This is a genomic window from Geobacillus uzenensis (assembly GCF_002217665.1).
GTDB classification, from domain to species: Bacteria; Bacillota; Bacilli; order Bacillales; family Anoxybacillaceae; genus Geobacillus; species Geobacillus subterraneus.
Genome location: NZ_NEWL01000009.1, coordinates 124,710 through 146,586, shown reverse-complemented (window position 1 = coordinate 146,586; position 21,877 = coordinate 124,710). Strand labels below are relative to the sequence as shown.

The following is a 21,877-nucleotide window of genomic DNA, read 5'->3' as shown; positions in this document are numbered from 1 at the left end:
ATTGCTTGAAGCAGTCAAACTTCTTTGGAAGCCCCCACTTCAAATTTTCGCTAGAAAATTAAGTGGGGGTAGTTCACCTACAGAAGGCAGGGTATTCACATGAGACTGACCATTACGATGAACGGGCGGCAAGGCCCCGTGTCGCTGCCGCTTCATTATCAGCATTTGCTGCAAGGCCTGTTGTATCGTTCGCTAGAAAGTGAACGATTCGCGACGTTTTTGCATGAGATCGGCTTCCGCCATGAGAAGCGATCGTTTAAACTGTTTACGTTTAGCCGTCTAGTTGGAAGGCATGAAGTGGATAGGGGAAAGAAAACGATACGATTTTTGGACGATTTCCAATGGCATATCGACACGATTCTCCCGGATTTGACCGAGCAGCTCGGGCAGCAGTTGTTGCTGCGGCGGGAGATTTGGCTTTACGATCAGCCGGTGGAGGTCCAAAGCGTGAAGATGGACAAGGTGGAAATTGCCCAAAACACCATCGAGGTGGCCATGCTCTCCCCGCTGACCGTATACAGCACGTATGAAACGATCGATGGCAAAAAGAAAACGCATTTTTTCGGGCCGGACGACGACGTCTTTCCCCACCTCGTGGAGCTGAATTTCCGCCATAAATACGAAGCGTACTATGGCGTCGAGCCAGCAGAGAGATTGGTGATCCAGCCTGTCCATGTCCACCACCGTCATCGAGTGGTAACACGATTCAAAGATATGTATATTACGGGCTGGTTAGGCCATTATCGTCTTTCCTCTTCTCCCGAACAACTGACGTTTCTATACCACGTTGGCCTAGGCAGCCGCAATTCCCAAGGATTCGGCATGTTTCGGTTAATCAGCGAGTGAGCCATTCTGATTGTCGTCGACCTCCAATCGTGCAAAAACCCTAGGGGGTCGACGACATTGGTTTTGATCGCCTGATCCCTACAGCCATCATGGTTGAACTTGATTGACAGAATCTTCGAAACGTGTTATTCTGATGATGACGTTGAAGGGAAAAGGTTGATATGACAACACTTTTTGGGGTTTTTATCGTACCTATGAGGGATTGAAACTATGCTTGCGTTGTATTACCGACTTTTGGAGCATACACGTTTTTATCGTACCTATGAGGGATTGAAACAAACAGGCGTGCAGCAGTTCATGAACGAATGTTTGCGTTTTTATCGTACCTATGAGGGATTGAAACGACTTTATTTGCTTTACATTTTCATCGTACTATGAAGTTTTTATCGTACCTATGAGGGATTGAAACACACCTAAATTCGGGATACCAATTGGATGAGAAGCGTTTTTATCGTACCTATGAGGGATTGAAACTCCTTCTGCCGCTTCAAATACCCTTTCACCTTCTCAAGTTTTTATCGTACCTATGAGGGATTGAAACAACGTCCCGATCATCGTCCTGGCGCAGCTCAACCGGGTTTTTATCGTACCTATGAGGGATTGAAACGAACATCTTTTCAGAGCATAAGAAAACGCCTGTCGGTTTTTATCGTACCTATGAGGGATTGAAACTCGAACTCTACTGCCTCCCGCCACTCGCTAGGAAAGTTTTTATCGTACCTATGAGGGATTGAAACATGATACGGACATGCACATCATAGTTCGGCGCATTGTTTTTATCGTACCTATGAGGGATTGAAACTACCACAGCGATAATCTCAAGGGAACTATGATCGGTTTTTATTGTACCTATGAGGGATTGAAACTGATGATCAGAAACTCGAGTCGTTGCAGTCGGTTTTTGGTTTTTATCGTACCTACGACGGATTAAAACATAACTCAAACCCCAAGCTGCCTTCTTTGGCTTTGGCTGTTTTTATCGTACCTATAACGAATGAAAACCGACACCTACGTTTGCTCATCCAACCGGTTTCTTTGTAAACATTTGTGATGAAAAGAACGGAACTCCCTTTTTTGTGCATCACGGTTTTATAAATTTTTGGTTTTTCTATTTTAAGGTTAGAGAGCTAACCACCGCGACAGGAGGCTTCACATCGATGCGCCAAAAACTTCGCGATCTCGGGTTTTCGATCGGCACGCTTCCGACAGGGAAGCGGAATCAAATTACGGATGTGTCCGGCGTTCGGGTCGGGCATGTGACGATTCGTGAAGAGCGGGATGAACGGACGGTGGTCCGCACTGGGGTGACGGCGGTGTTGCCGCATGGGGGGAATTGGTTTTTAGAGAAGGTGCCGGCGGCGTGCTTTGTCCTGAACGGGTTCGGGAAAACCGCGGGACTTGTGCAAGTCGAGGAGCTGGGGACGATCGAGTCGCCGATTATGCTGACCAATACGTTCAGTGTCGGCGCTGTCTGGCAAGGGACGCTTGAGTATATGCTTGCGATGACGCCGGAGATCGGAGATACGACCGGGTCGGCCAACATTGTCGTCGGGGAATGCAATGACAGCTATTTGAATGCGGCGCGGGCGCTGGCGGTGACGAAGGCGCATGCGAAACAGGCGATTGCCGAAGCGCGGGTAGATATGGAAGAAGGAGCGGTCGGCGCGGGGACGGGGATGATGTGCTTCGGCTGGAAAGGGGGCGTCGGCAGTTCATCGCGGATCGCGGGCGGGATGTATACGGTCGGGGCGCTGGTGGTGAGCAATTTCGGCCGGCGCGAGGAGCTGCGGTTTGTGCCGTATGTGCCGCCGGCGTTCGATGAACGGGAAGTGCCGCCTGGGTCGATTATGATGATCATCGCGACCGATGCGCCGCTCGATGCCCGGCAGTTGAAGCGGCTGGCGAGGCGGGCGACGGTGGGGCTCGGGCGGACGGGAAGCTGCGTCCATCACGGGAGCGGTGATATTGTGATTGCGTTTTCCAACGCTTACACGATCCCGCATTTTTCCGATTCTGCCCTTCAATCGGTCCCGCCGCTCATCCGCGACGATGCGCCGCTTATGAATGAGCTGTTCCAAGCGGCGATTGAGGCGACCGAGGAAGCGATTTGGAATTCGCTCACGATGGCGGAGACGACAACCGGACGCAACGGGCGGATCGGGGAAGCGATTCCGTATGCGCTGCTGGAACGGATGAAACGGGCGTGGTGAGAATGGCTACAGCCGTCTTGCCAGCTGGACGGCGGTCATGGAGAGGGATGAAAGTCAAGATTATCGCATCGTTTGCATGGGGACAAGGCTCTCTGCTTGTGGCGTTGGCTCAACAAAACAGCCCGAAAGGAATCCGCCTTTCGGGCTCTGTCCGTTTTTCGCCGGGCGGCGTCTATCAGTGGAAAACGGCGGAGCACTGCCTCTTTTCGAATGAGAGGTCTGGCAAAACCGACGTTTCTTCGCCGGCGTTGCGAAACGGACCGGGCTTAGTGCCGGCTATGGAGGCGGTGTTTCCAAGCGGCGAGTTTTTCTTTTATGTCAAACGACTGCGCCCCCGCTGCCGCCTGGCGGTTGGCGTAGCCGACCAACGCGCCGGTGGCGATGAGCAAGAGGCCGGACAACGCGAACATGTAGGCGATGGAAAACAGCCCAGCGACCGCGCCGGCGGCGGTCGGGCCGGTCAAGTTGCCGAGAAAGCGGGAGCTGGCTGTGACGCCGAACACCCGCCCTTGGATGCGGCGCGGGCATTGCGCGTTGATCAGCGCTTGAAGGGCAGGCCATACCCCGCCGACGACAAGCCCTTGCAAGAAGCGCCAGACGTACAATTCATAAAGATGGTCCGTCCATACTTGCGGCAAGGCGAACAGGCCGGAGAGCAGAAGCAACATCGGCAGTGTTTTCTCCTGCCCGATCCGGTCGCCGAGCTTGCCTAAATACGGTGCGCCGATGATCGTGGCGATTCCGGTGATCGAGGAGGCGAGCCCTGATAGAAATGCGAGATTGCGAGAATCGCCGACGAGCGACTGGACGAAAATCGTCATCATCGAGTTGACGCCAAGAACGGCGATTTGCACGAGAAAGGTGGCGACAAACAAGATGACGAGCGGCCGATGGGCGAATACTTCTTTGAAACTGGCATGGCGCTCTTGCGTCTGCGGCGCGACGGGGTCTTTGTCGAGCCAAAAGACGACAGGAAGCAATGTCGCCAAAATGCAAAACCCGGTCACGAGAAACACCGGGCGGAAGCCGAACCAATCGGATAAGGCGCCGCCGATGAGCGGCCCGATGACGTTGCCGGCGATGCTTCCCGTCTGCAGCGTCCCGAGCGCCTCGCCGCTATGGTCTTTTGGCACGACGCGCGCCAAGTACGAAAACGAGACGGTGATGAATCCCGAGAAAAAGCCGACCAAAAAGCGAAGAACAAGCAGCGCCATCGGCGAATGGGCGAACGCCATGCAGCTGGTGATCAGCCCCATGCCAATCCCCGCGCGGATGAGGTTGGCGCGCTGGCCGTACTTGTCGGCGAACATGCCCCAAATCGGCGCCATGACAGCGGCTGATAGGAACGTGACGGAAAACACAAGTCCCGTCCAGATGCTCAAGGCGTGGTGCTCAGTGACGCCCATTTGCCATAAAAAGAGCGACAAAAAGGGAATGACCATCGTCATCCCGGCAGAAACCATGAAATTGCACAGCCAAAGAACGCGGACGCTTCGCTTCCAGTTCATAGGAGGTCATCTCCTGTATTATTTCGTTTCTCTAATGATTTTACCACGATGGAAAAACAAAGGAAACGATTTTGCTTCCGAACGGGGGAAAGCGAGAGTCAGGCCGTGCGACGGTGGGGAGCGGTGCCATTTCCCTGAACAAACACCATCCCCCTTGCCTGCCCGGCAAGGGGGTCATCTATGTCAAAGGGGGAGGGGATTAGGCGTTATTGGCTTGGGCTTCCTTCCATTTCGCTAATTCACGTTCCACTTCTTCCTCAAACGGCACGGGGGACAACGCAGCATTCGTCCCGAACCGGGCGGCGGACGCTTCGGCTTCTAAGGCGATGACGCGCTCTTCCATGCGGGCGAATCCGCGCAGCGCCTCGTCGGCGGAAAAGGAGGCGAGCGCCGAGTCGATTTGCTTCAACGCTTGCGCGGCGTTAACGCGGGTAGCGAGCTCCAGCTGCTTAGCTGCGAGCTCGTCGTACCGCTCGCGCAGTTGGTTTAGACGGTTGGCGACTTCCGCCGTTTTCGCTTTGATGGCGTCGTATTGTTGTTTGTACGCCTCCAGCTTTTTCTCATACAACAGCTTGTCGCGCAAGGCGAGTTTGGCGACGGCTTCTTCGTTGCGCTCGAGCGCCAGTTTCGCTTGGCGGCTCCGTTTTTCAATCGTCGCCTCCGCTTGGGCGATGAGCGTCTCATAGCGCCGCTCGGCGACCCATTGCTGGGCGAGCGCCTGGCGCCCTCGTTCGAGCTGCTTTTCAAGTTCACGCAAATATTGTTTCGTCATGGCGACGGGGTCTTCCCAGCGGTCGATTTGTTCGTTCACTTCAGCGAGAACGATCGTCTTCATTCGGCGAAAAATACCCATTTGATTGATCCTCCTTTTGAATTGATTTTTCCCATTCATCGAGCCAATCGGTGGAAACCGAAGGCGCCGCTGGCATCAACGCCTCAACAGCGGACGGTTTGCGCGCTTGACGCCGCCCCGAGGCGTACACCGCGGCCAGTGCAAGCAAAATCAACACCCATTTCGGCAAGATCGCAGCAACGCCTAAAGCGACAAGCGCCCAACCGATCCAGCGCTTCGACCGCGCCGCGGCGAGCCATATCGCCCCCGCGCCCACGAGCAAAAACGGAATGAGCCACCACATGAACAAACCTGCCATCATCCAGCCTTCGCGCGATCCCATGCCGAACTCTCGATGGTGATGTCCGAATCCATCGTGCACGCCGGCAAATGGAACGCCCGGACGGCCGTGCGCCATCACTTCATGCGGCGTCAGAACATGAAACGCGCTCCATCCAACGAGAGCAGCGAGCGCGATGAATAGGAACGTTTTTGCCTTTTTCACATCGTCACCTCCTTTTTTCGGCAGTGGACTGGCTTACGGTTTGTATTGTAGAGGGGGAAGGAGAAAATTAGGTGAAAAGCGAACATTTTTTTGAAGGATTTTTGAGTATATCATGAATAGGGGATCCGCCGCGAGATGGACGATGATTTTGACGGGCATCTGTTTTTTCTGACATTGTGGGGACGAAGGAGGGGAAGACGTGGTTCGGTCGTATGGGGTTGATGTGGGCGGCGCTTTGTTGGTGTTGTTGTTTTCCTTTTTGTTTCCGACGTTTTATGTTGGATATTATGCGTACGGCTCGTTTTTGGGGTTTGCCATCGGTTCGTTGATCGTCGGCTTGGCGAGAATTCGATGGCATCCGCAGGCGCGGTTCGGCGGTACTCTGATCGGTTCGTTCCTCATCATCGCGGTGTCTGTCCTCATCATCCGCCTGTTTCCGATCGAAATCCGCGATGTCGGAGACTTGGTTATGCAGTATATCAACGCGGTTGTGAATGCGTTGATATATTTGGCATTCTCCACGCCCTCCACCTGTTGCATCGCCTGAAGCAGGGCGACGTTCCGTTTGCGAAAAAACGCTGAAGCGGCTCATAACGCCTGTCTCACCGTTCAAGAATCATTAGTTGAAATGTGAGGAAGAACATGAAAAACTGTTCTCCATCATTGTCCCTTGCATCAGAGAGAAATCATGAAAGAATGATAACGATGGCAAGGGTCGATAGAAAAAAACAAGCTTCTGAAGCAATTACGCTTCAGAAGCTTGTTCGACGGCCGTGGCAAATTGGCGGCGATGTTGGATAGTCAAATAAACGAGTGTTCCCATCATCATGGCAACAACAAATAGAAGCAGCTTGCCGATGTTTTCCCACATAAACGAGAAATCACCGCTTGAGATGACCGCTTTCAATCCGAAAACCGAATACGTCATCGGAAGCCATGCGTTAAAGTGTTGCAACGAGCGTGGAATCAGTTCGAGCGGGAATGTTCCCGCGCTTGTTGTCAATTGCAAAATCAGCACGACAATCGCGATAAATCTTCCTGGATCGCCGAACACGGTAACAAGAAATTGAATGACAGATAAAAATGTGATGCTAGTGACAATGCTAAACACGATAAAGAGCGGGACGCTTTTTACGTGTAAATCGAGTCCAACCAGCAACACGACATCCGCCAGCAGTGCTTGCAAAATCCCGATGCCGATCAAGACGCCGAATTTAGCCAAAAACCAATGCAATGGTGAACGCGGAATCTCCGCTGGTTCGCGAAGCGGAAAGACGATGGAAAGCAACAGCGCTCCGACAAACAATCCAAGTGATAAGAAGTACGGCGTAAACCCTGTTCCGTAGTTCGGCACTTTATTGATTTCTTCCTTGTGGAGATTCACTGGTTGGGCAAACATGTCGTAGACAGCCTTATTGGCTTTGACATCGCTTGCTTGTTCGGCTCCTTCTTTCAATTTATCCGCCAATTCTTTCGAGCCGTCTGTCAGTTGGTTGACACCATCTTGCAAATGTTTTGTCCCGTTCGTTAATTCCTTCGTTCCAGCCGCTACTTGTTGTGAACCGTCCCTCAACTGGCGCGTACCATCTTGAAGCTGATCCGCTCCTTGAGCCAATGTTTGCAGGCCTGAAGAAAGTGTTCCACTGCCATGGGCAAGCTGGCTTGCTCCTTGTGCAGCTTCTTGCATTTTGTCATACATTGTTTTCATGCCGCTGACGAGTTGTTCTTGGCCATTCGCCAGTGCGTCTGCGCCATTGACAAGTTGTTGTTGACCGGCAAGCAGTTCATCGACTCCGCGATCGAGAGCGATGTGCCCTTCATGCAGCTGTTGGGCTCCTTCGTGCAAAGAAGAGGCTCCAGAGTGCAACGATTGGGCGCCGCTATTTAACTGCGCAAGGCCGTTTTCGACTTGCTGGCTTCCCGATGATAGTTTCATGATTTGTTCTTTTAATTGCTCATATACGGCTCTCTGTTGCGCTTGAGGAGTTGTCTTGATGAGCACGTCCAGCTGCGCGCCCAACTGCTTAAGACCGCTTGTGATTTGGGCCGCACCTGTGTGAACTTGTTCGGCTCCTTCCTGCCACTGAGCCAATGAAGCTGTGAGCTTTGCTGCTCCATCGCTCAATTGTTCAGATCCTTGCAAAAGCTGCGGAGTGCGGGCGTCGAGCGCTTGCATTCCCTCATATACGCGTCTTGTCCCTGAAGCAAGATTCGCTGCTCCTTGCTGAGCCTGCTTTGCTCCGGAGAGGAGTTTCTCTTGCCCAGCGGTCATCTGTTTCATCCCGTTGTAAAGCGCTTCGGACCCGGTTTGAACTTGCAATGAGCCACTGGCAGCTTGGTGCAGTCCGTCAGTAAAGCTCACGGATTTTTCCGCGAGTGTCGCTAAATGGTGATATAACGTTTCAGTTCCGTCTTGTGCTTTTTTCATGCCATCATACAGTCGGTTTGTTCCGTCTTGTGCTTGGCTGAGTCCGTCATGCAGTTGTGCGGCTCCGTCGCTCGCGTTTGTCAATCCGTCAGCGACAGTTTGAATCGTATCAAACATGCTTTCGGCATATGTTTCTGTTATGGCGTTCGCTACTTCGTTTTTTATTTTTTCAACTGCAGTTTCGCCGATTTGTGCCGATAGAAAGTTAAATCCCTCATTCGGTTTGTAAATGAGCTGCAGTTTTTTCGGATGATCGTCTTGCAGCGTTGTCGCATTCCGGGAAAAATCGTCAGGGATTTGAATGAGCATATAATACTTTTGTTCTTTTAACCCTTTTTCCCCTTCATGTTCGGTTACAAAATGCCAGTCAAACTGCTTGTTCTCTTTTAACTTTTCGACAAGATCTTCCCCAAGATGAATCTCTTTGCCGTTGAGAACCGCCCCTTTGTCTTGGTTGACTACAGCGACGGGAAGTTCATCCAAATGATCGTATGGATCCCAAAATGCCCATAGAAACATGCCGCTGTATAGAAGAGGGATGAATAATACAGCTATGACAGGAATCAGCACTTTGCGGTTGGACAGAATGGCCTTCCATTCTTTTAACCATAATTGAAATGCGTGCATGCCCGAACCTCCTTTGTTTATAATTCTGACTGATTTGTCCATTTAGTCATTTCGCTCCGAAAAGAGAAGGATTATCATGGAGACAATCCTTTCAGCAAATACAGATCAAACAGTTCGGCAATGGTTTGTTGAGACAATGGTTCGTGATCTTTTTCCCATTCAATGCTTAATGCGATGTACATTTTAAACATGAAAAATGCCGTTAACTCTGGATCGCAAGAGCGAATGTCCCCTTTTGCCATCGCTTCTTCAATTTTTTCGCGAATATAGGCAATCATTTCGCGATCAAGGCGTTTCATCACATCTTGTACAGCTGCGGTGCCAATATCCCGCATTTCTTGCAAAAGTTTGATGGTTAATTCATGTTCTTGACGGAATGTAAAAATACGCTGCAAGGCGCGTTGGACGTTTTCGCTGAACGGCAAACGATCATCCATAGCCGCATCCGCTTCATGCTTAATTTCGGATATAACAGAGGAAACGATATGGTCAAGCAGCTCTTCTTTGCTTTTGAAAAATGTATAAATCGTTCCTTTGCCGACATTAGCCATCTTCGCTACTTGATCCATTGTCGTTGCTTTGTAGCCGAACAGCGAAAATGATTGAGTGGCGGCATCAATAATTTGTTGTTTTTTATCCGACATGGGCATTCATCCTTCATTTTTGACTAAATGGACAATTTGGTCATTACGTTTTGAATCATAACATGAATATGTTCGGTTTGCAACAGCAACAAAGTATGATGTTTCGTTTTTCTCACTCAACGGCACGTTCTGTTAGGGGAAGGAAGCCTTCGCCTTACTGTTTTGCCCCCTGGATTTAGCGAGGAAGACGAACAAGAAATTCGGTTCCTTTCCCGATTTGACTATGGACGTGGATCGCGCCGCCGTGGGCGTCGACGATCCATTTGGCGATCGACAGCCCGAGGCCGTGGCCGCCTTGTTGGCGCGAGCGCGCTTTGTCGACGCGGTAAAAGCGGTCGAAAATGCGGCCGATGTCTTCCGGCGGGATGCCGATGCCGGTGTCTTTGACGGAAAGGAACACGTGCTTTGGCTCGGTGCGGATCGACAGCGTCACCTCGCCGCCTTCGGGGGTGTATTTGATCGCGTTGTCGAGCAAAATGTACAACAGCTGCGTCAATTTGTCCGGGTCAGCGGTGACGAGCGCTTGCTCGGGAGCGTGAAAATGCATCGTAATCTGTTTTTTCGCCGCCAGTTCCGACATGAGCTGGAACGTGCGCTCGGCGTGCGGGCGGAAATCGAACGTTTGTTTTGAAAGCTCCAGCGCGGCGTGTTTCGCATCCGCGCGGGCGAGCGTCAACAAGTCGTTCATCAGTTTCGTGATTCGCTTCAATTCGTCACGCAGGCGGTCGAGCAGGCGGCGGGCAAAGTCGTTTTTCATCACATCCTCCTCAAGCGAAAGCGCCTCGACGGACGAGAAGACGACGCTGAGCGGCGTCCGCAGCTCATGAGAGGCGTCGGCGACGAACTGGCGCTGCCGCTCGTACGCCTCTTCAATCGGTGCGAGCGCGCGCTTGGACATAAAGAAGCTGAGCGCCACGCCGACGGCAAGAAACAAAACGGCCAAGCCGATGAGCACAATGAGCAGCCAATGGAACACGCCGAAAAACGACGTGACGTCCATGCCGATATACAGCATGCCCACGAAATCGCCGTGGATGACGAGCGGACGGGCGGCGGCGAGCACGCGCCAGTCGCGGGCCGCTTCGCGCGCGAGGCCGGGCATATGTTCCGGCAAAGAGACGCTCATGTAGACGGGAGCGCGCTCATTTGCCTTGAGATGGGACAAGGCGTTTAAAAAATACGGACGCAGGCGCGGGTGGACTTCATCCCCGGCGAGCAGGCCCCCGTCCGGGCCGATGACGTAAAAAAAGAGTTGGTCTTCGCTTAACAAAATGACATTTTCATCATCAAACAAGTCGAAATTGCTTTGCTTGAGCAGCACTTGTTCGATCGTATTCGCCTCTTGCTCGGCGAGGCGGCTGATGCGCCGCTCTTGGTCAGAGGTAGCGATCCAGTAAAACAAGGCCGCGGCGATCATGACAAACAAGGCGAGAAACAACGTGAAAATGCCGCTGTAGAGCGCCGTCAACCGCCAATGGGCGCGGCGGAACAAGTCGGCGCTTCCTAGGCGGCGCAGCCAGTCGCGCCATTCCCTCCAGTTATTTTTCAATTTTATACCCCACTCCTCGAACGGTTTGGATGACATCGTCTTTCAACTTTTTGCGCAATAGCTTGATTGTCGCGTCGATCGTTTTCATTGACACATCGGCATCCCACCCCCAAACGCGGTCCAATATCGTTTCGCGCGGCACGACTTGCCCTTGGTTTTGCACGAGCAAATCGAGAAGCTGAAACTCGCGTGGAGTGAGGAAAATCTCTTCATCGCCGCGATGGAGCGTATGGCTTGTCCGGTTTAAGGTGAAGCCGTGAAACGCCACTTTTTCCTCTTGAAGCGGGACGAACGTGCGCCGGGCGAGCGCCTTGAGCCGCGCGACGAGCTCGTCGATTTCAAACGGTTTGACCAAGTAATCGTCCGCTCCCGCCTCAAGCCCGGTGACGCGGTCATGGACGGCGTCTTTCGCCGTCAACATCAAAATCGCGCCTGTGTAGCCGTTTTGCCTCAACCGTCGACAAATGTCCACCCCATCGCCGTTTGGAAGCATCCAATCGAGCACGACGACATCGTAAAACTCCGCCATGGCGTAATCGTACGCATCTTCCCCTTCCTGCACCCAATCGATATGGTCGATGCCTTTCTTTTTCAATAAGTGAACGATCAGCTCCCCTAGGTGAAGATCGTCCTCGGCCAGCAAAATTTTCATCGCCATTCCTCCCGTTCTGTCTCTCTTCCTTCTTATCATATCAAATCGTTCGTGAAAAAACGGTGAAAACGCAGCCCATTCGCCGCGCAGAAGGCTGTTCTCTCAAAAAGAATTTTCACCATTTTTTCACCTTCCTTGGCTATCATGATGGACGAAGAGGAAAAGGAGGCAAACGGCGATGAGGAAAATGAGGAATTTGCATCTTTGGATTGGGCTGATCAGTTCGATCTTTTTGCTTGTTGAGGCGGTGACGGGGCTCCTTCTATCCGAGCCGTGGCTGATCGGCCAGGCGGAGCGCGGCGAGATGCACCGCGCCGCGCAGGAAGGAATGAACGCGTTCGGGGCGGGGCAGACGTCGGGAGCGGGGGCATCTACGGCCCCGATGGCACCGCGCGCCGAGGGAGGCGGATCGTCGCTCATGATGTTCGTCCGCCAGCTGCACGAAGGGAGAATCGGTTCGCTTGACATCCGCTGGGCGGTTGATGTCGCGGCGGTGGCGATGATCATCTTGACCGCGACGGGGATTTTCCTGTCGATCCGCACGCTCGCAGCGGGACGGAGGCGGAAGCAGAAGCGGATGACGCCAGCGCCGGAGACGACATAACGTACGCAGGAAGGGATGAAACGATGCATCAGAACAACCGAAAGAAACAGCGACGCTGGTCTTCTCTTTATGCAAGGCCGATCGATGTCGGTGGCATCGTCGTATTTCGCCCGCCATTTCACTGCTTGGCGGCCATTCGCTCGAAGATGCTGCATATTCCATCATGGATCATGAAGGAGGAGATGACCCATGGACGTGATGCCATTTGAACCAACCCCAACGCCAGAACCGAAACGCCGCGGCCGCTTCGTATCGTGGCTCGCCGCTTCCGTCGCAGGGGCGGTGATTGGGAGCGCGGCGACGTGGTATGTGGCGCCGAAATGGATGCATGGAGAAACGAATTCCCAAACGGAAACAGCGGAAACGACCGCAAAAAGCGAGGCGCTGCCGCTGCAGCCGACGGGGAACGTCAACACGAACATGATCGCCGCCATTAATAAAGTGGCCGATGCGGTCGTCGGCGTCGTCAACATTCAAAAACAAGTCGACTTTTTCTCCGAACAAGCGCAAGATACGGAAGCGGGGACGGGGTCGGGCGTCATCTTTAAAAAAGACGGCGATGCGGCCTACATTGTGACGAACAACCATGTCATTGAAGGGGCGAACAAAGTCGAAGTGGCGCTCGCGAACGGGAAAAAAGTGAAAGCCGAGATCGTCGGCGCGGATGCACTCACCGACCTCGCCGTCTTGAAAATCCCTGCTGAAGGGGTGACGAACGTGGCGAGTTTCGGCGACTCGTCGAAGGTGAAAATCGGCGAGCCTGTCGCGGCGATCGGCAACCCGCTCGGCCTTGATTTGTCGCGGACGGTGACGGAAGGGATCGTCAGCGGCAAACGGACGATGCCCGTCTCAACGTCAGCGGGGGATTGGGAAATCGACGTCATCCAAACGGACGCCGCCATCAACCCGGGCAACAGCGGCGGAGCGCTCATTAACAGCGCGGGGCAGGTGATCGGCATCAACAGCATGAAAATCGCGGAAACGGGCGTCGAAGGGCTCGGCTTTGCCATCCCGAGCGAAAACGTCAAACCGATCGTCGAGCAGCTGATGAAAGATGGGAAAATCAAACGCCCGTACCTTGGCGTCCAGCTTGTCGATGTGGCGGATTTGTCCGATGACGTCCGCACGAATGAATTGAAATTGCCGTCGAACATCACAAGCGGGGCGGCCGTCACGTCCGTCGAACCGTTCTCCCCAGCCGCGGAAGCCGGGCTGAAATCAAAAGACGTCATCGTCGCCATCAACGGCGACAAAATCGACAGCGTCAGCGCCTTGCGCAACTATTTGTATACGAAAACATCGGTGGGCGATCGCATCAAACTGACGATCTATCGCGATGGGTTTGAGACGACCGTATCCGTCACCTTAAAAGCGAGAGAAAGCAGCCAGTCATAAGAAGACATCGCCTCTTTTCAGCCGAAGCGGCTGGAAAGAGGCGATGTTCATTTTCGTGTGCGGCGCTTGCTCATGATGCTGGAGTATAAAGCGAAATGAGACGGCTGTACGTTGATTCCGTGTCGTCAGCACTTTTTGTATCGAGTCTGCTCATATTGCGAGAGCTGGCAGGACGACGTGCAGCCGTTGCATGTCCGAGAGTGGGTGCGCCCGCAATACAGGGGGCCCCATGATCCGAATCATCACTTCGCTCGGAATGATGTTGGAGGAAGGGCTTCGTTTGCTGTTGTCACAAGGACCGAATTCCTTGGCTAGAATAGGCGTGCCTACTACGAGCCACAAGGACGTTCGTGCCTCATATGTACAACAGCGAAGTCTCACGAAGGGATCTCAGTTGTCCATGGAGATGAGTAAGTTTGCTCACCTACGGTTTCAATTGGGCAACGACTCTCGGAAGCGGCTGCACCACCATAATTTGATTTTCCTGATGCTCCATTCGGTTTCTGTTGTTTGAAGCGCATGAACACGCCAATACATGGGCGGATGGGACATAAACTGGAATTCCAAAAATCTAAAAAACCAAGAATCTCTTTCTAAGGAAGAGATTTTTTTGTCCTTTTTATTTGCTTCTTGCTCGTTTTTAAAATCAATGTGGTATCCTACAGACTTTTCCAATGCTCGATCTTGATATTCACACAGGATCGTCAAACTGTTAGCCATTTGAGCATTCCCACCGTCCAACAGCGTTGCTCCTAAATGATCTGCCCGGACTTCCATCCACTGTGTGAATAGAGATTGGAAAGCAGGAAGCAGAAAAATCAAGAGCCATAGGCCGAGAAAAACAAAGATTTGATTATGTTCTAGCCAATTTGGAAAGGCTTCATGGATAAGGAAAACACCAGCAAAAACTAACCCGATCAACGCAAATCGCAATAACTGTCCCATCAAGACATCTCGCTTTTTCACATGAATCGCCTCATGAGCCAAAATGCCTTCAATGGCTTCATGGGGAAGTTTCAGCGTTTCTGAAGTTAACGCTACCAATGATCGACCAATATTCGCACCTATCGCAAAACCGTTATATTCGGCCGATTCCGTAACATAAATATCAACATGAGAAAGGCCGGCACGTGAAAAGACTTTCTCGATGATGGGCAGCAAATCGGGATCGTCTATTTTCCTCATATCTAAAGCGATTTTCAATACGCGATCCGAAATCCATAGATTGAATATCCAAAATAGTATAATAACAGCGGTTGTTGCGATCGGCCCGATCCCCAGCAAAGTAAACAGTGTGAGAAGGGCTGCATAAGCTCCCACCCCTTTCACCGTTGCTGCAAAATACCATTTTCCTAAAAGTCGTTTCCAATTTTTTGGATGATAAAAAGGCTTTACTTCGAACTCTTCCATTTTATGTATTTCTCCTTTAAGGAGAAAATCCATCGATTCTAATGGATCAGGGGTGAGATAAACTTTTTCACCGGAAAAAGATAACTTCCACGTTTTCCCCATGCTGGTCGTATAGTCCATATTAGGAGAGAACAAAGAAAAAAGCTGGAATAGTTGCAACACATCCGGCCTTGTCTGAACGCTTACTTCTGAAAGTTCCTTCAATGGATATTTTTTGGTTTCAAACAAAGATACAGCATATAATGCTTCTTCGTGTTCTGCGTAAAAAAGGCGGAGAGAGCGAAGCAGTCCCACTCTTTTTGTCAGCCCAACAAAAAGAGAGATGAAGCTATATAAAAGGATGAACGTAATCGCGGAATTCGGCCCGAAAAGGAAATAAAGAACAGCAATGACGATGAAAAATCCGGAAAATAACAAATCCGCTAATAGGCGCTCTTTATTTTTAGACAAGACTATTTCTCTCGCACCTTGTTCTTTTAGTTGATCGATGATCTCTTTCAATTGGGTTTTGCTTCTTTCCGGTACCGGAGAGCTAAAAAAGCTAAATCCAAATATAAAAAAAATGGGCACCGTTTTTATAAACCCTTGATCTAAGAACACATAGACGATCCATCCGATTCCGAGTATCGCAGTGAGGATATGTACATATAAAGAAGGACACCATTTTTTAAAAAAGTATGCCAAGAAACCGAGAAAAAAGCCGACTGCAGCAGTCCAAATCGATATAGTCACATCTGGCATCTGTTGCTCCCCCTGTCTAGTTGAAAAAGTGCAAGAAACCCCCTAGTCATTATTTATCACTTAAGTAAATCCACTAATACCCATTGGTAACGAAATTCGTCCATTCTACATGTAGGTGGTTGACAATGGCATGTTGTTGAACGTTCATGAACGTTTTTCTCCAATATTGGTTCTTTTTTCAATTGACATTATAGCAGGGACAGGTTCGTTTTGTATATCTTTTTCTTTTTTCACTCCACTGCGCTTGTTGGGGAACATGAATATGACCTACAATATTTTCCTCACATGTAACGGATAACGATCATTCATGTAGGAGAGGAACCGTATGATTAAGAGACCCGTTTTTGTATGACTCATGTTGTTGTCTTCCGCATGATTCGTGATTTACGCTTACGAAAGCGAGCGGTCAGTGTCCTGGTATGTTCGTTGCATGAATGGATCAGCAGATTGTTGCTGATGTTTTGACCATTCATTGTATATACATGCTCATTGAAAAGTTAACCTTCGCATAAGCGGTGCCCACTCCGGTTATACTGTCCCTAAGGAAAAGTATGGAAAAGGAGTGGAATTCTGCATGAAACGTCTCAAAATCACCAACGATCACGGATGGACACCTCGGACACTTCGCAAACAGGAATGGAAAATCAAAAACACCCTTCTTCGCCAACGGGTGATGGCCGTTCGCCTCGTCATGGAAGGCTATTCGGGCAAAGAAGCGGCCTCCATGGTCAACGTGTGCCGACAAACCGTTTCCCATTATGTGTCGCTGTTCAACGAAGGCGGCCTTGAACTCCTGCTTCATCGGGATTTCGCCCCCGGGCGAGAGCCGTTTCTCACCGAAGAACAGCAGGAAAAGATCAAACAGCTTGTGTTGACCACCACTCCCGCCGAACTGGGCTGGGACGTCGCCTCGGCGTGGAACACCAAACTCCTGCAATCCTATGTCGCAAAGCAATTCGGTGTTTCCATTTCCCGCGAAGCGCTGCGAAAACTCCTGCACCGCAAAGGGCTGTCGTGGACACGACCGACGTACACACTGGCGAAAGGGAACCCGGATGAGCAAAAGCAATTGGAAAAGCAAATGGATCTGATCAAAAAACTTGATCACCAAGGACACAGAAGATGCCGTTCTTCTGTACATCGATGAAACCCATATCCGCTCTTACCATGTCTTGCGGTCCACATGGTCAGAAGTCGGCCGCCAAAAACAAGTGCCGACGTTCGGCCATCATGCCCACGTATCGCGGTTTGGCGCGGTCAACATCCACGATGGCGAAACGGTGCTTCATCAAACGACTGCCGCGCCAATGCCGCGACGTTCTTGAATTTCTTGAGAATGCTCAAAGAGCGCGATCCAGACCGTCTCATCGTCTTGGTGTTGGATCACGCCCGCATTCAGCTTGTGGAAATGGCTGAAAGACACCGTGATCGCCAATGTGTTTCACAAACATCGAAACGATATCGTCCAGGCCATTGCTCGGTTTGCGGACGACATCCACGAACGTCCGCAGGAAGTGCTGCAACGCTTAGGGTGTGCAGGATGACTGAGAAGTTAACTCTTCATGTTGCATGTATATAGAAATTAGGTATTGATTCTCAAGTGCTAAACATAACAAAAGCGAACTGACTGCAGCTGAGCGGGCATGATCCCAAAAATGGAGGAGATCCCGTTCTAAGAGTTACGTCCTTCTGTGTTCCCACACTCTTTCCCGCAACTTGAAAACACAATTCATTATGAAGGGGAGCTTTGTGGGTGCAGGCCAAATGTGTGTTGAACTTGAGCAGCCGCTCCCTCACAGTGGAAGGGAACATCGTTCTAACAGGAAGGAACTCTTTTGGTTCTCATCGAATATGGCCATTATGACGGATGAAAAGGGATTTGAAATGGGCCCGAGTGCGCCGCTATGGATGTCCGTGTTGTACTACATTATGTGCATGGCCACCTTGATTGTCGGTGTGGCGATGCTAGTGAAAGGAACGGTTCGCCGCTTGTATTCGCTCGTTGCGGTGATCGCAGTGCCGCTCTTTTTTCTGAACAATTTTCACACGATCGCCAGGGTCGGCGTCGATCCGTTCGCCTACTGGCAGCAATCCCTCATCGAGGGGCAATGGTGGGCGTGGCTGTCGCTTGTGCTGTTTCTGTACATGATCGGGTACTGGGTGCTGCTCGTTCGCGGCATTCGTGGGCGGCGCGCCGCATCCATCAAAGGGGGAAAGGGAGATGGAATTCCGCGATTATGAAGAGTTTTGGCCATTTTATTTGACTCAGCACCGCAAACGGGCGACAAGGCGCTGGCATTTTGTCGGAACGAGCTTCGTGTTTTTGTTTGTGATCATTGCGATCGTGACGAGGAATGCGTGGTGGCTGCTCGGCGCTCCAGTGGCCGCCTATGCGCTCGCCTGGTTCAGCCACTTTTTCATTGAAGGAAACAAGCCCGCCACCTTCGGCCATCCGTTTTGGTCGCTTCGGGCCGATTTTCGCATGTACGGGCTCATGCTTACGGGGCAGCTTGGGCGGGATTTGGAGCGGCTGGGGATTTCAGAGGAATAAAGCGAAGAACGATGAAAAGACCTTCTCCCTGAAGATGTTCCAAAGTTTGGAGAAATGGGGGGCGGCAACCCGAATGATTCAGGGAGAAGGGGTTTGCCTTCTCATGGCTTCAATTGTTCAATCGTTTCCAGCGGCAGTCCGGTCAGTTCATGGATCGTGTCAGCATCAAATCCTTTTGCCAACATTCGTTTCGCAACATCCAACTTTGCTTTCTCCATTCCTTTCTCTATTCCTTTTTCCATTCCTTTTTCCATGCCTTTCTGTTCGTATGACACGATAAGTTCCATGACTTTGGCAGCCTCCTTCTCCTCCATGGTCTTCACCTCATCTCGCAGTCGGACTTCTTCTTCCTCCGATAACCGCAAATACGTTTCGAAAAAGCCGAACAACAGACGCTGTCTCGCCTCATCGAGCTCGAGGCGGGTGAGCATGCGCAAAAATTCCTTTTTCACTTCCACCTTCTCCTCTTCATTATACCCCATTTTGCTTAACAGGGCGGCAGCGACCGGGTTGTCATGGCGGATGTATGTGCGCCATGGGAGTTTGGACAATTCCACCGTCAAAAAACGGAAATCGAGAACGGTCAAAAACGGAAACGAAACGGTGAATGAAGATGGTTCATCGCGGATGGCATCATAGCTGAAGATGGCGATCGGAAGAATGCGGCGGCGGTGTTTTTGAAACAAGCGGCTGAAATAAATGAACATTCGCTCTGAAAACGAGGATTGGATGTAGCTTTGATGTTCGATGTGGATGACGATCAGTCCGTCTTCTCCTCTCAGCTTCGTCTCGACCAATAAATCGACTCGATGTTTTTCACCCGCGGTGACATCGGTCAGCACTTCTTCTGATAAAAAGGAAAGGTAGTGAAAGTCAATCTGTTCGTGTACGTGAGGAAAGAAGAGGAGAACAAATTCTTCAAAAAAGGTGCTCAACAACTCTTTAAACAGCCGATCGTGGTCAATGCGCGTTTCTGACATGGTCTCCCTCCCGATATGTTTTTAGATTCGCATAGCTTGATTCGCCTTGCACTATGCAAAATCCTGCCGGTCTCCCTGCATTTTTTCTGCTGTTAGAAGAAGGAAATCAGGGAGGATTGTCGAATTTTGATGACATTGGAAAAATGATGAAACCAACGGCTGCCTTCGCCGTATGTATAAGCGAAGGGGAAAGGAGGGAGGGGAGTTGTTCAGCCATTCGCCTGAAGTTGTGTACGGATGGGTGCTTGTCGTCAGTGCGTTGTTGACGGTTTTGTATTTTTTCTTCAGCGATGTGCTTGATGGCATCTTCGATCTGCCCGATCATCCGCTGTTCAGTCCGCAGCTAGTTTTATCGTTTTTCATTGTTGGCAGCGCGGTCGGATTGCTGGCGGAATGGTACACAGACTGGGCATCGAGCTTGGTTCTGTGGCTTGCCATCGGCGCGGCGCTTGTTGCTGTGTTGCTGTTGCACTTTTTCGTTTTTTTGCCGCTCCGTTCGGCTGAGGCGTCACTTGGATATACGGACGCCGATTTGGAGGGAACGCTCGCCAAAGTGATCGTCCCGGTGCCGCCTGATGGGTTTGGTGAAATTCTCATCTCCCGCAAAAGCGGGGCGGTGGCGAAACCAGCGAAAAGCCTCCATCGCGAGGAAATCGCTGCGGGGGAAGAAGTCGTCATCGTGCAAATGGAAAACGGCATCGCTGTAGTGGCGAAGCGCGATCCGTATCATGCTTTGATTTAAACAGAGAAAGGGGAAAAAGTGATGACTATTGCGCCATGGCTTGTCGTGATCGGCGTCGTCGTCTTGCTTCTTGTCGGACTTATTGCCATTTTTATCGCCCGCTACCGCACCGTCGGGCCGGACGAGGCGCTCATTGTGACGGGCAGCTACTTAGGAAGCAAAAACGTTCACGTGGACGAATCGGGAAACAAAATTAAAATCGTCCGCGGCGGCGGCACGTTTGTCGTGCCGATTTTCCAGCAGGCTGAGCCGCTCAGTTTATTGTCGATCAAGCTCGATGTGCAAACGCCGGAAGTGTATACGGAACAAGGCGTGCCCGTCATGGCGGACGGGGTGGCGATCATCAAAGTCGGAAGTTCGATCAGCGAAATCGCGACCGCGGCCGAGCAGTTTTTAGGCAAAACGCGCCAAGATATGGAAAACGAAGCGCGTGAAGTGCTTGAAGGCCATCTTCGCTCCATCCTCGGGTCGATGACGGTTGAAGAAATTTATAAAAACCGCGATAAATTTTCGCAAGAAGTGCAGCGTGTCGCTTCGCAAGATCTCGCGAAAATGGGGCTTGTCATCGTCTCGTTCACGATCAAAGACGTGCGCGACAAAAACGGCTACCTTGACGCGCTCGGGAAGCCGCGCATCGCCCAAGTGAAGCGCGACGCCGATATCGCGACGGCCGAAGCGGAAAAAGAGACGCGCATCAAGCGGGCCGAAGCGGACAAGGAAGCGCGCAAAGCGGAACTCGAGCGGCTGACGGAAATCGCCGAGGCGGAAAAAATCAACCAGCTCAAACTCGCCGAATTCCGCCAAGAGCAAGATATCGCCAAAGCGCGCGCCGATCAGGCGTACCATCTCGAAGAAGCGAAAGCCAAACAAGAAGTGACGGCTCAACAAATGCAAATTAAAATCATCGAGCGGCAAAAACAAATCGAGCTCGAAGAAAAAGAAATTTTGCGCCGCGAACGGCAATACGATTCAGAAGTGAAGAAAAAAGCTGATGCCGAGCGCTATGCGATCGAGCAAAAAGCAGCGGCGGAAAAGGCGAAACAAATCGCCGAAGCCGATGCGCAAAAGTACCGCGTCGAAACGCTGGCGAAAGCGGAAGCGGAGCGCGTCCGACTCGACGGGTTGGCAAAAGCCGAGGCGGAGAAAGCGAAAGGGGAAGCGGAAGCGGAAATCATCCGACTGAAAGGCCTCGCCGAAGCGGAAGCGAAACAAAAGATCGCCGAAGCGTTCGAGCGCTATGGCCAGGCTGCGGTGCTCGACATGATCATCAAGATGCTTCCGGAGTATGCGAAACAAGTGGCGAGCCCGCTTGCGAACATCGAGAAGCTGACGATCGTCGACACCGGCTCAGGAGCGGGGGGCGGCGCCAACCGCGTCACGGGCTATGCGACGAACTTAATGGCGAGCTTGCAGGAGACGTTGAAAGCGTCAACCGGCATCGATGTGAAGCAGCTGCTCGAGAGCGTCGCCCAGGGTGGAGCGGCCCATGTCCAGCCGCTCGGTGCGCCAGCATCGTCCCAAGAGGCGAAGACAACAGAATGATGCCTATCCTCCCACAGCGCCCTTCGCTTGAACCCGAGGGCGCTGTTTCTCGCCGCCTTGTTCACGACATTCGTCGGAGTTGCGCATGAAGCGTTGTTTCGTTATGATGGG

General features: G+C 51.6%; 19 protein-coding genes, 1 pseudogene and 1 CRISPR repeat array. Of the genes and pseudogenes, 11 read left to right on the top strand and 9 right to left on the bottom strand.

Translation table 11 applies throughout. From position 1 onward, the window contains the following. The first annotated feature begins 99 nt into the window (after positions 1 to 99). The gene (gene cas6, locus B9L21_RS14140; protein ID WP_021321901.1) at positions 100 to 846 is read left to right on the top strand and encodes a CRISPR-associated endoribonuclease Cas6; all 747 of its coding nucleotides are present in this window, start codon (positions 100 to 102) and stop codon (positions 844 to 846) included. A 179-nt stretch (positions 847 to 1,025) separates the two neighbouring features. Beyond that, positions 1,026 to 1,848: a CRISPR direct-repeat array (repeat unit 30 nt; unit sequence GTTTTTATCGTACCTATGAGGGATTGAAAC). A 155-nt stretch (positions 1,849 to 2,003) separates the two neighbouring features. Next, complete coding sequence (locus B9L21_RS14135) at positions 2,004 to 3,056, top strand: P1 family peptidase (protein WP_063166849.1); 1,053 nt, start codon at positions 2,004 to 2,006, stop codon at positions 3,054 to 3,056. 266 nt (positions 3,057 to 3,322) lie between these two features. Here B9L21_RS14135 and B9L21_RS14130 read toward each other — a convergent pair whose 3' ends face one another. The 3 genes from B9L21_RS14130 to B9L21_RS14120 form a co-directional block, all read right to left on the bottom strand. Then, on the bottom strand, positions 3,323 to 4,564 hold the full coding sequence (locus B9L21_RS14130) for an MFS transporter (protein ID WP_063166848.1): 1,242 nt from the start codon (positions 4,562 to 4,564) through the stop codon (positions 3,323 to 3,325). A gap of 199 nt (positions 4,565 to 4,763) precedes the next feature. Beyond that, positions 4,764 to 5,417, bottom strand: a complete 654-nt coding sequence (locus tag B9L21_RS14125; protein WP_063166847.1) for a PspA/IM30 family protein — start codon at positions 5,415 to 5,417, stop codon at positions 4,764 to 4,766. Further along, the gene (locus tag B9L21_RS14120; protein ID WP_063166846.1) at positions 5,377 to 5,901 is read right to left on the bottom strand and encodes a hypothetical protein; all 525 of its coding nucleotides are present in this window, start codon (positions 5,899 to 5,901) and stop codon (positions 5,377 to 5,379) included. Before B9L21_RS14120 ends, B9L21_RS14125 begins: the two co-directional genes overlap by 41 nt. A 199-nt stretch (positions 5,902 to 6,100) precedes the next feature. On the opposite strand from B9L21_RS14120, the gene B9L21_RS14115 reads away from it, so the two are divergent. Further along, a complete protein-coding gene (locus B9L21_RS14115; RefSeq protein ID WP_015373855.1) occupies positions 6,101 to 6,448 on the top strand; it encodes a hypothetical protein in 348 nt (115 codons plus the stop codon). Positions 6,449 to 6,646: 198 nt separating this feature from the next. Here the strand turns inward: B9L21_RS14115 and B9L21_RS14110 are convergent, their stop codons facing one another. The 4 genes from B9L21_RS14110 to B9L21_RS14095 all read right to left on the bottom strand — a co-directional run bounded on the left by B9L21_RS14110 (position 6,647) and on the right by B9L21_RS14095 (position 11,801). Further along, a complete protein-coding gene (locus B9L21_RS14110) occupies positions 6,647 to 8,956 on the bottom strand; it encodes a YhgE/Pip domain-containing protein (RefSeq protein WP_063166845.1) in 2,310 nt (769 codons plus the stop codon). Positions 8,957 to 9,030: 74 nt separating this feature from the next. Beyond that, positions 9,031 to 9,600: a TetR/AcrR family transcriptional regulator gene (locus tag B9L21_RS14105; RefSeq protein WP_063166844.1), complete on the bottom strand. Its 570-nt coding sequence runs from the start codon at positions 9,598 to 9,600 to the stop codon at positions 9,031 to 9,033. Between the two features lie 175 nt (positions 9,601 to 9,775). Further along, complete coding sequence (locus B9L21_RS14100; protein ID WP_396231417.1) at positions 9,776 to 11,185, bottom strand: sensor histidine kinase; 1,410 nt, start codon at positions 11,183 to 11,185, stop codon at positions 9,776 to 9,778. Beyond that, the gene (locus B9L21_RS14095) at positions 11,139 to 11,801 is read right to left on the bottom strand and encodes a response regulator transcription factor (RefSeq protein ID WP_015373859.1); all 663 of its coding nucleotides are present in this window, start codon (positions 11,799 to 11,801) and stop codon (positions 11,139 to 11,141) included. The genes B9L21_RS14100 and B9L21_RS14095 overlap by 47 nt, the downstream gene beginning before the upstream one ends. 166 nt (positions 11,802 to 11,967) lie before the next feature. Here B9L21_RS14095 and B9L21_RS14090 point away from each other — a divergent pair. The 3 genes and pseudogenes from B9L21_RS14090 to B9L21_RS14080 all read left to right on the top strand — a co-directional run. After that, positions 11,968 to 12,405: pseudogene (locus B9L21_RS14090) on the top strand (PepSY-associated TM helix domain-containing protein); the annotation flags it as partial. Between the two features lie 23 nt (positions 12,406 to 12,428). After that, complete coding sequence (locus B9L21_RS14085; protein WP_063166842.1) at positions 12,429 to 12,614, top strand: hypothetical protein; 186 nt, start codon at positions 12,429 to 12,431, stop codon at positions 12,612 to 12,614. Next, positions 12,595 to 13,800: a S1C family serine protease gene (locus tag B9L21_RS14080; RefSeq protein ID WP_063166841.1), complete on the top strand. Its 1,206-nt coding sequence runs from the start codon at positions 12,595 to 12,597 to the stop codon at positions 13,798 to 13,800. Before B9L21_RS14085 ends, B9L21_RS14080 begins: the two co-directional genes overlap by 20 nt. Positions 13,801 to 14,232: 432 nt before the next feature. On the opposite strand, the gene B9L21_RS14075 is transcribed toward B9L21_RS14080, so the two are convergent. Further along, the gene (locus tag B9L21_RS14075) at positions 14,233 to 15,951 is read right to left on the bottom strand and encodes a M56 family metallopeptidase (RefSeq protein WP_042382517.1); all 1,719 of its coding nucleotides are present in this window, start codon (positions 15,949 to 15,951) and stop codon (positions 14,233 to 14,235) included. A gap of 574 nt (positions 15,952 to 16,525) precedes the next feature. Here B9L21_RS14075 and B9L21_RS17740 point away from each other — a divergent pair. The 3 genes from B9L21_RS17740 (at position 16,526) to B9L21_RS14060 (ending at position 18,502) form a co-directional block, all read left to right on the top strand. Further along, positions 16,526 to 17,098, top strand: a complete 573-nt coding sequence (locus tag B9L21_RS17740) for an IS630 family transposase (protein ID WP_063166840.1) — start codon at positions 16,526 to 16,528, stop codon at positions 17,096 to 17,098. A gap of 737 nt (positions 17,099 to 17,835) precedes the next feature. Beyond that, positions 17,836 to 18,192, top strand: a complete 357-nt coding sequence (locus tag B9L21_RS14065; RefSeq protein WP_225995674.1) for a hypothetical protein — start codon at positions 17,836 to 17,838, stop codon at positions 18,190 to 18,192. Continuing rightward, entirely contained in the window at positions 18,173 to 18,502 is a 330-nt protein-coding gene (locus B9L21_RS14060) for a DUF962 domain-containing protein (protein WP_063166839.1), read from the top strand. Before B9L21_RS14065 ends, B9L21_RS14060 begins: the two co-directional genes overlap by 20 nt. Positions 18,503 to 18,603: 101 nt before the next feature. Here B9L21_RS14060 and B9L21_RS14055 read toward each other — a convergent pair whose 3' ends face one another. Continuing rightward, positions 18,604 to 19,482, bottom strand: coding sequence for an Rpn family recombination-promoting nuclease/putative transposase (locus B9L21_RS14055; RefSeq protein ID WP_063166838.1), 879 nt, complete (start codon positions 19,480 to 19,482; stop codon positions 18,604 to 18,606). A gap of 205 nt (positions 19,483 to 19,687) precedes the next feature. On the opposite strand from B9L21_RS14055, the gene B9L21_RS14050 reads away from it, so the two are divergent. Then, complete coding sequence (locus tag B9L21_RS14050) at positions 19,688 to 20,224, top strand: NfeD family protein (protein ID WP_063166837.1); 537 nt, start codon at positions 19,688 to 19,690, stop codon at positions 20,222 to 20,224. 21 nt (positions 20,225 to 20,245) lie between these two features. Then, positions 20,246 to 21,766 (top strand): flotillin family protein, encoded by a 1,521-nt coding sequence (locus tag B9L21_RS14045; protein ID WP_063166836.1) that lies wholly within the window; start codon positions 20,246 to 20,248, stop codon positions 21,764 to 21,766. The last annotated feature ends 111 nt before the right edge of the window (positions 21,767 to 21,877 follow it).

Coding starts and splice junctions, on each gene's coding strand:
- B9L21_RS14045 (WP_063166836.1), top strand. CDS start 20,246: ATGACTATTGCGCCATGGCTTGTCGTGATCGGCGTCGTCGTCTTGCTT.
- B9L21_RS14095 (WP_015373859.1), bottom strand. CDS start 11,801: ATGAAAATTTTGCTGGCCGAGGACGATCTTCACCTAGGGGAGCTGATC.
- B9L21_RS14055 (WP_063166838.1), bottom strand. CDS start 19,482: ATGTCAGAAACGCGCATTGACCACGATCGGCTGTTTAAAGAGTTGTTG.
- B9L21_RS14125 (WP_063166847.1), bottom strand. CDS start 5,417: ATGGGTATTTTTCGCCGAATGAAGACGATCGTTCTCGCTGAAGTGAAC.
- B9L21_RS14080 (WP_063166841.1), top strand. CDS start 12,595: ATGGACGTGATGCCATTTGAACCAACCCCAACGCCAGAACCGAAACGC.
- B9L21_RS14100 (WP_396231417.1), bottom strand. CDS start 11,185: ATGTCATCCAAACCGTTCGAGGAGTGGGGTATAAAATTGAAAAATAAC.
- B9L21_RS14135 (WP_063166849.1), top strand. CDS start 2,004: ATGCGCCAAAAACTTCGCGATCTCGGGTTTTCGATCGGCACGCTTCCG.
- B9L21_RS14085 (WP_063166842.1), top strand. CDS start 12,429: ATGCATCAGAACAACCGAAAGAAACAGCGACGCTGGTCTTCTCTTTAT.
- B9L21_RS14110 (WP_063166845.1), bottom strand. CDS start 8,956: ATGCACGCATTTCAATTATGGTTAAAAGAATGGAAGGCCATTCTGTCC.
- B9L21_RS17740 (WP_063166840.1), top strand. CDS start 16,526: ATGAAACGTCTCAAAATCACCAACGATCACGGATGGACACCTCGGACA.
- cas6 (WP_021321901.1), top strand. CDS start 100: ATGAGACTGACCATTACGATGAACGGGCGGCAAGGCCCCGTGTCGCTG.
- B9L21_RS14065 (WP_225995674.1), top strand. CDS start 17,836: ATGGGCCCGAGTGCGCCGCTATGGATGTCCGTGTTGTACTACATTATG.
- B9L21_RS14060 (WP_063166839.1), top strand. CDS start 18,173: ATGGAATTCCGCGATTATGAAGAGTTTTGGCCATTTTATTTGACTCAG.
- B9L21_RS14105 (WP_063166844.1), bottom strand. CDS start 9,600: ATGTCGGATAAAAAACAACAAATTATTGATGCCGCCACTCAATCATTT.
- B9L21_RS14075 (WP_042382517.1), bottom strand. CDS start 15,951: ATGCCAGATGTGACTATATCGATTTGGACTGCTGCAGTCGGCTTTTTT.
- B9L21_RS14130 (WP_063166848.1), bottom strand. CDS start 4,564: ATGAACTGGAAGCGAAGCGTCCGCGTTCTTTGGCTGTGCAATTTCATG.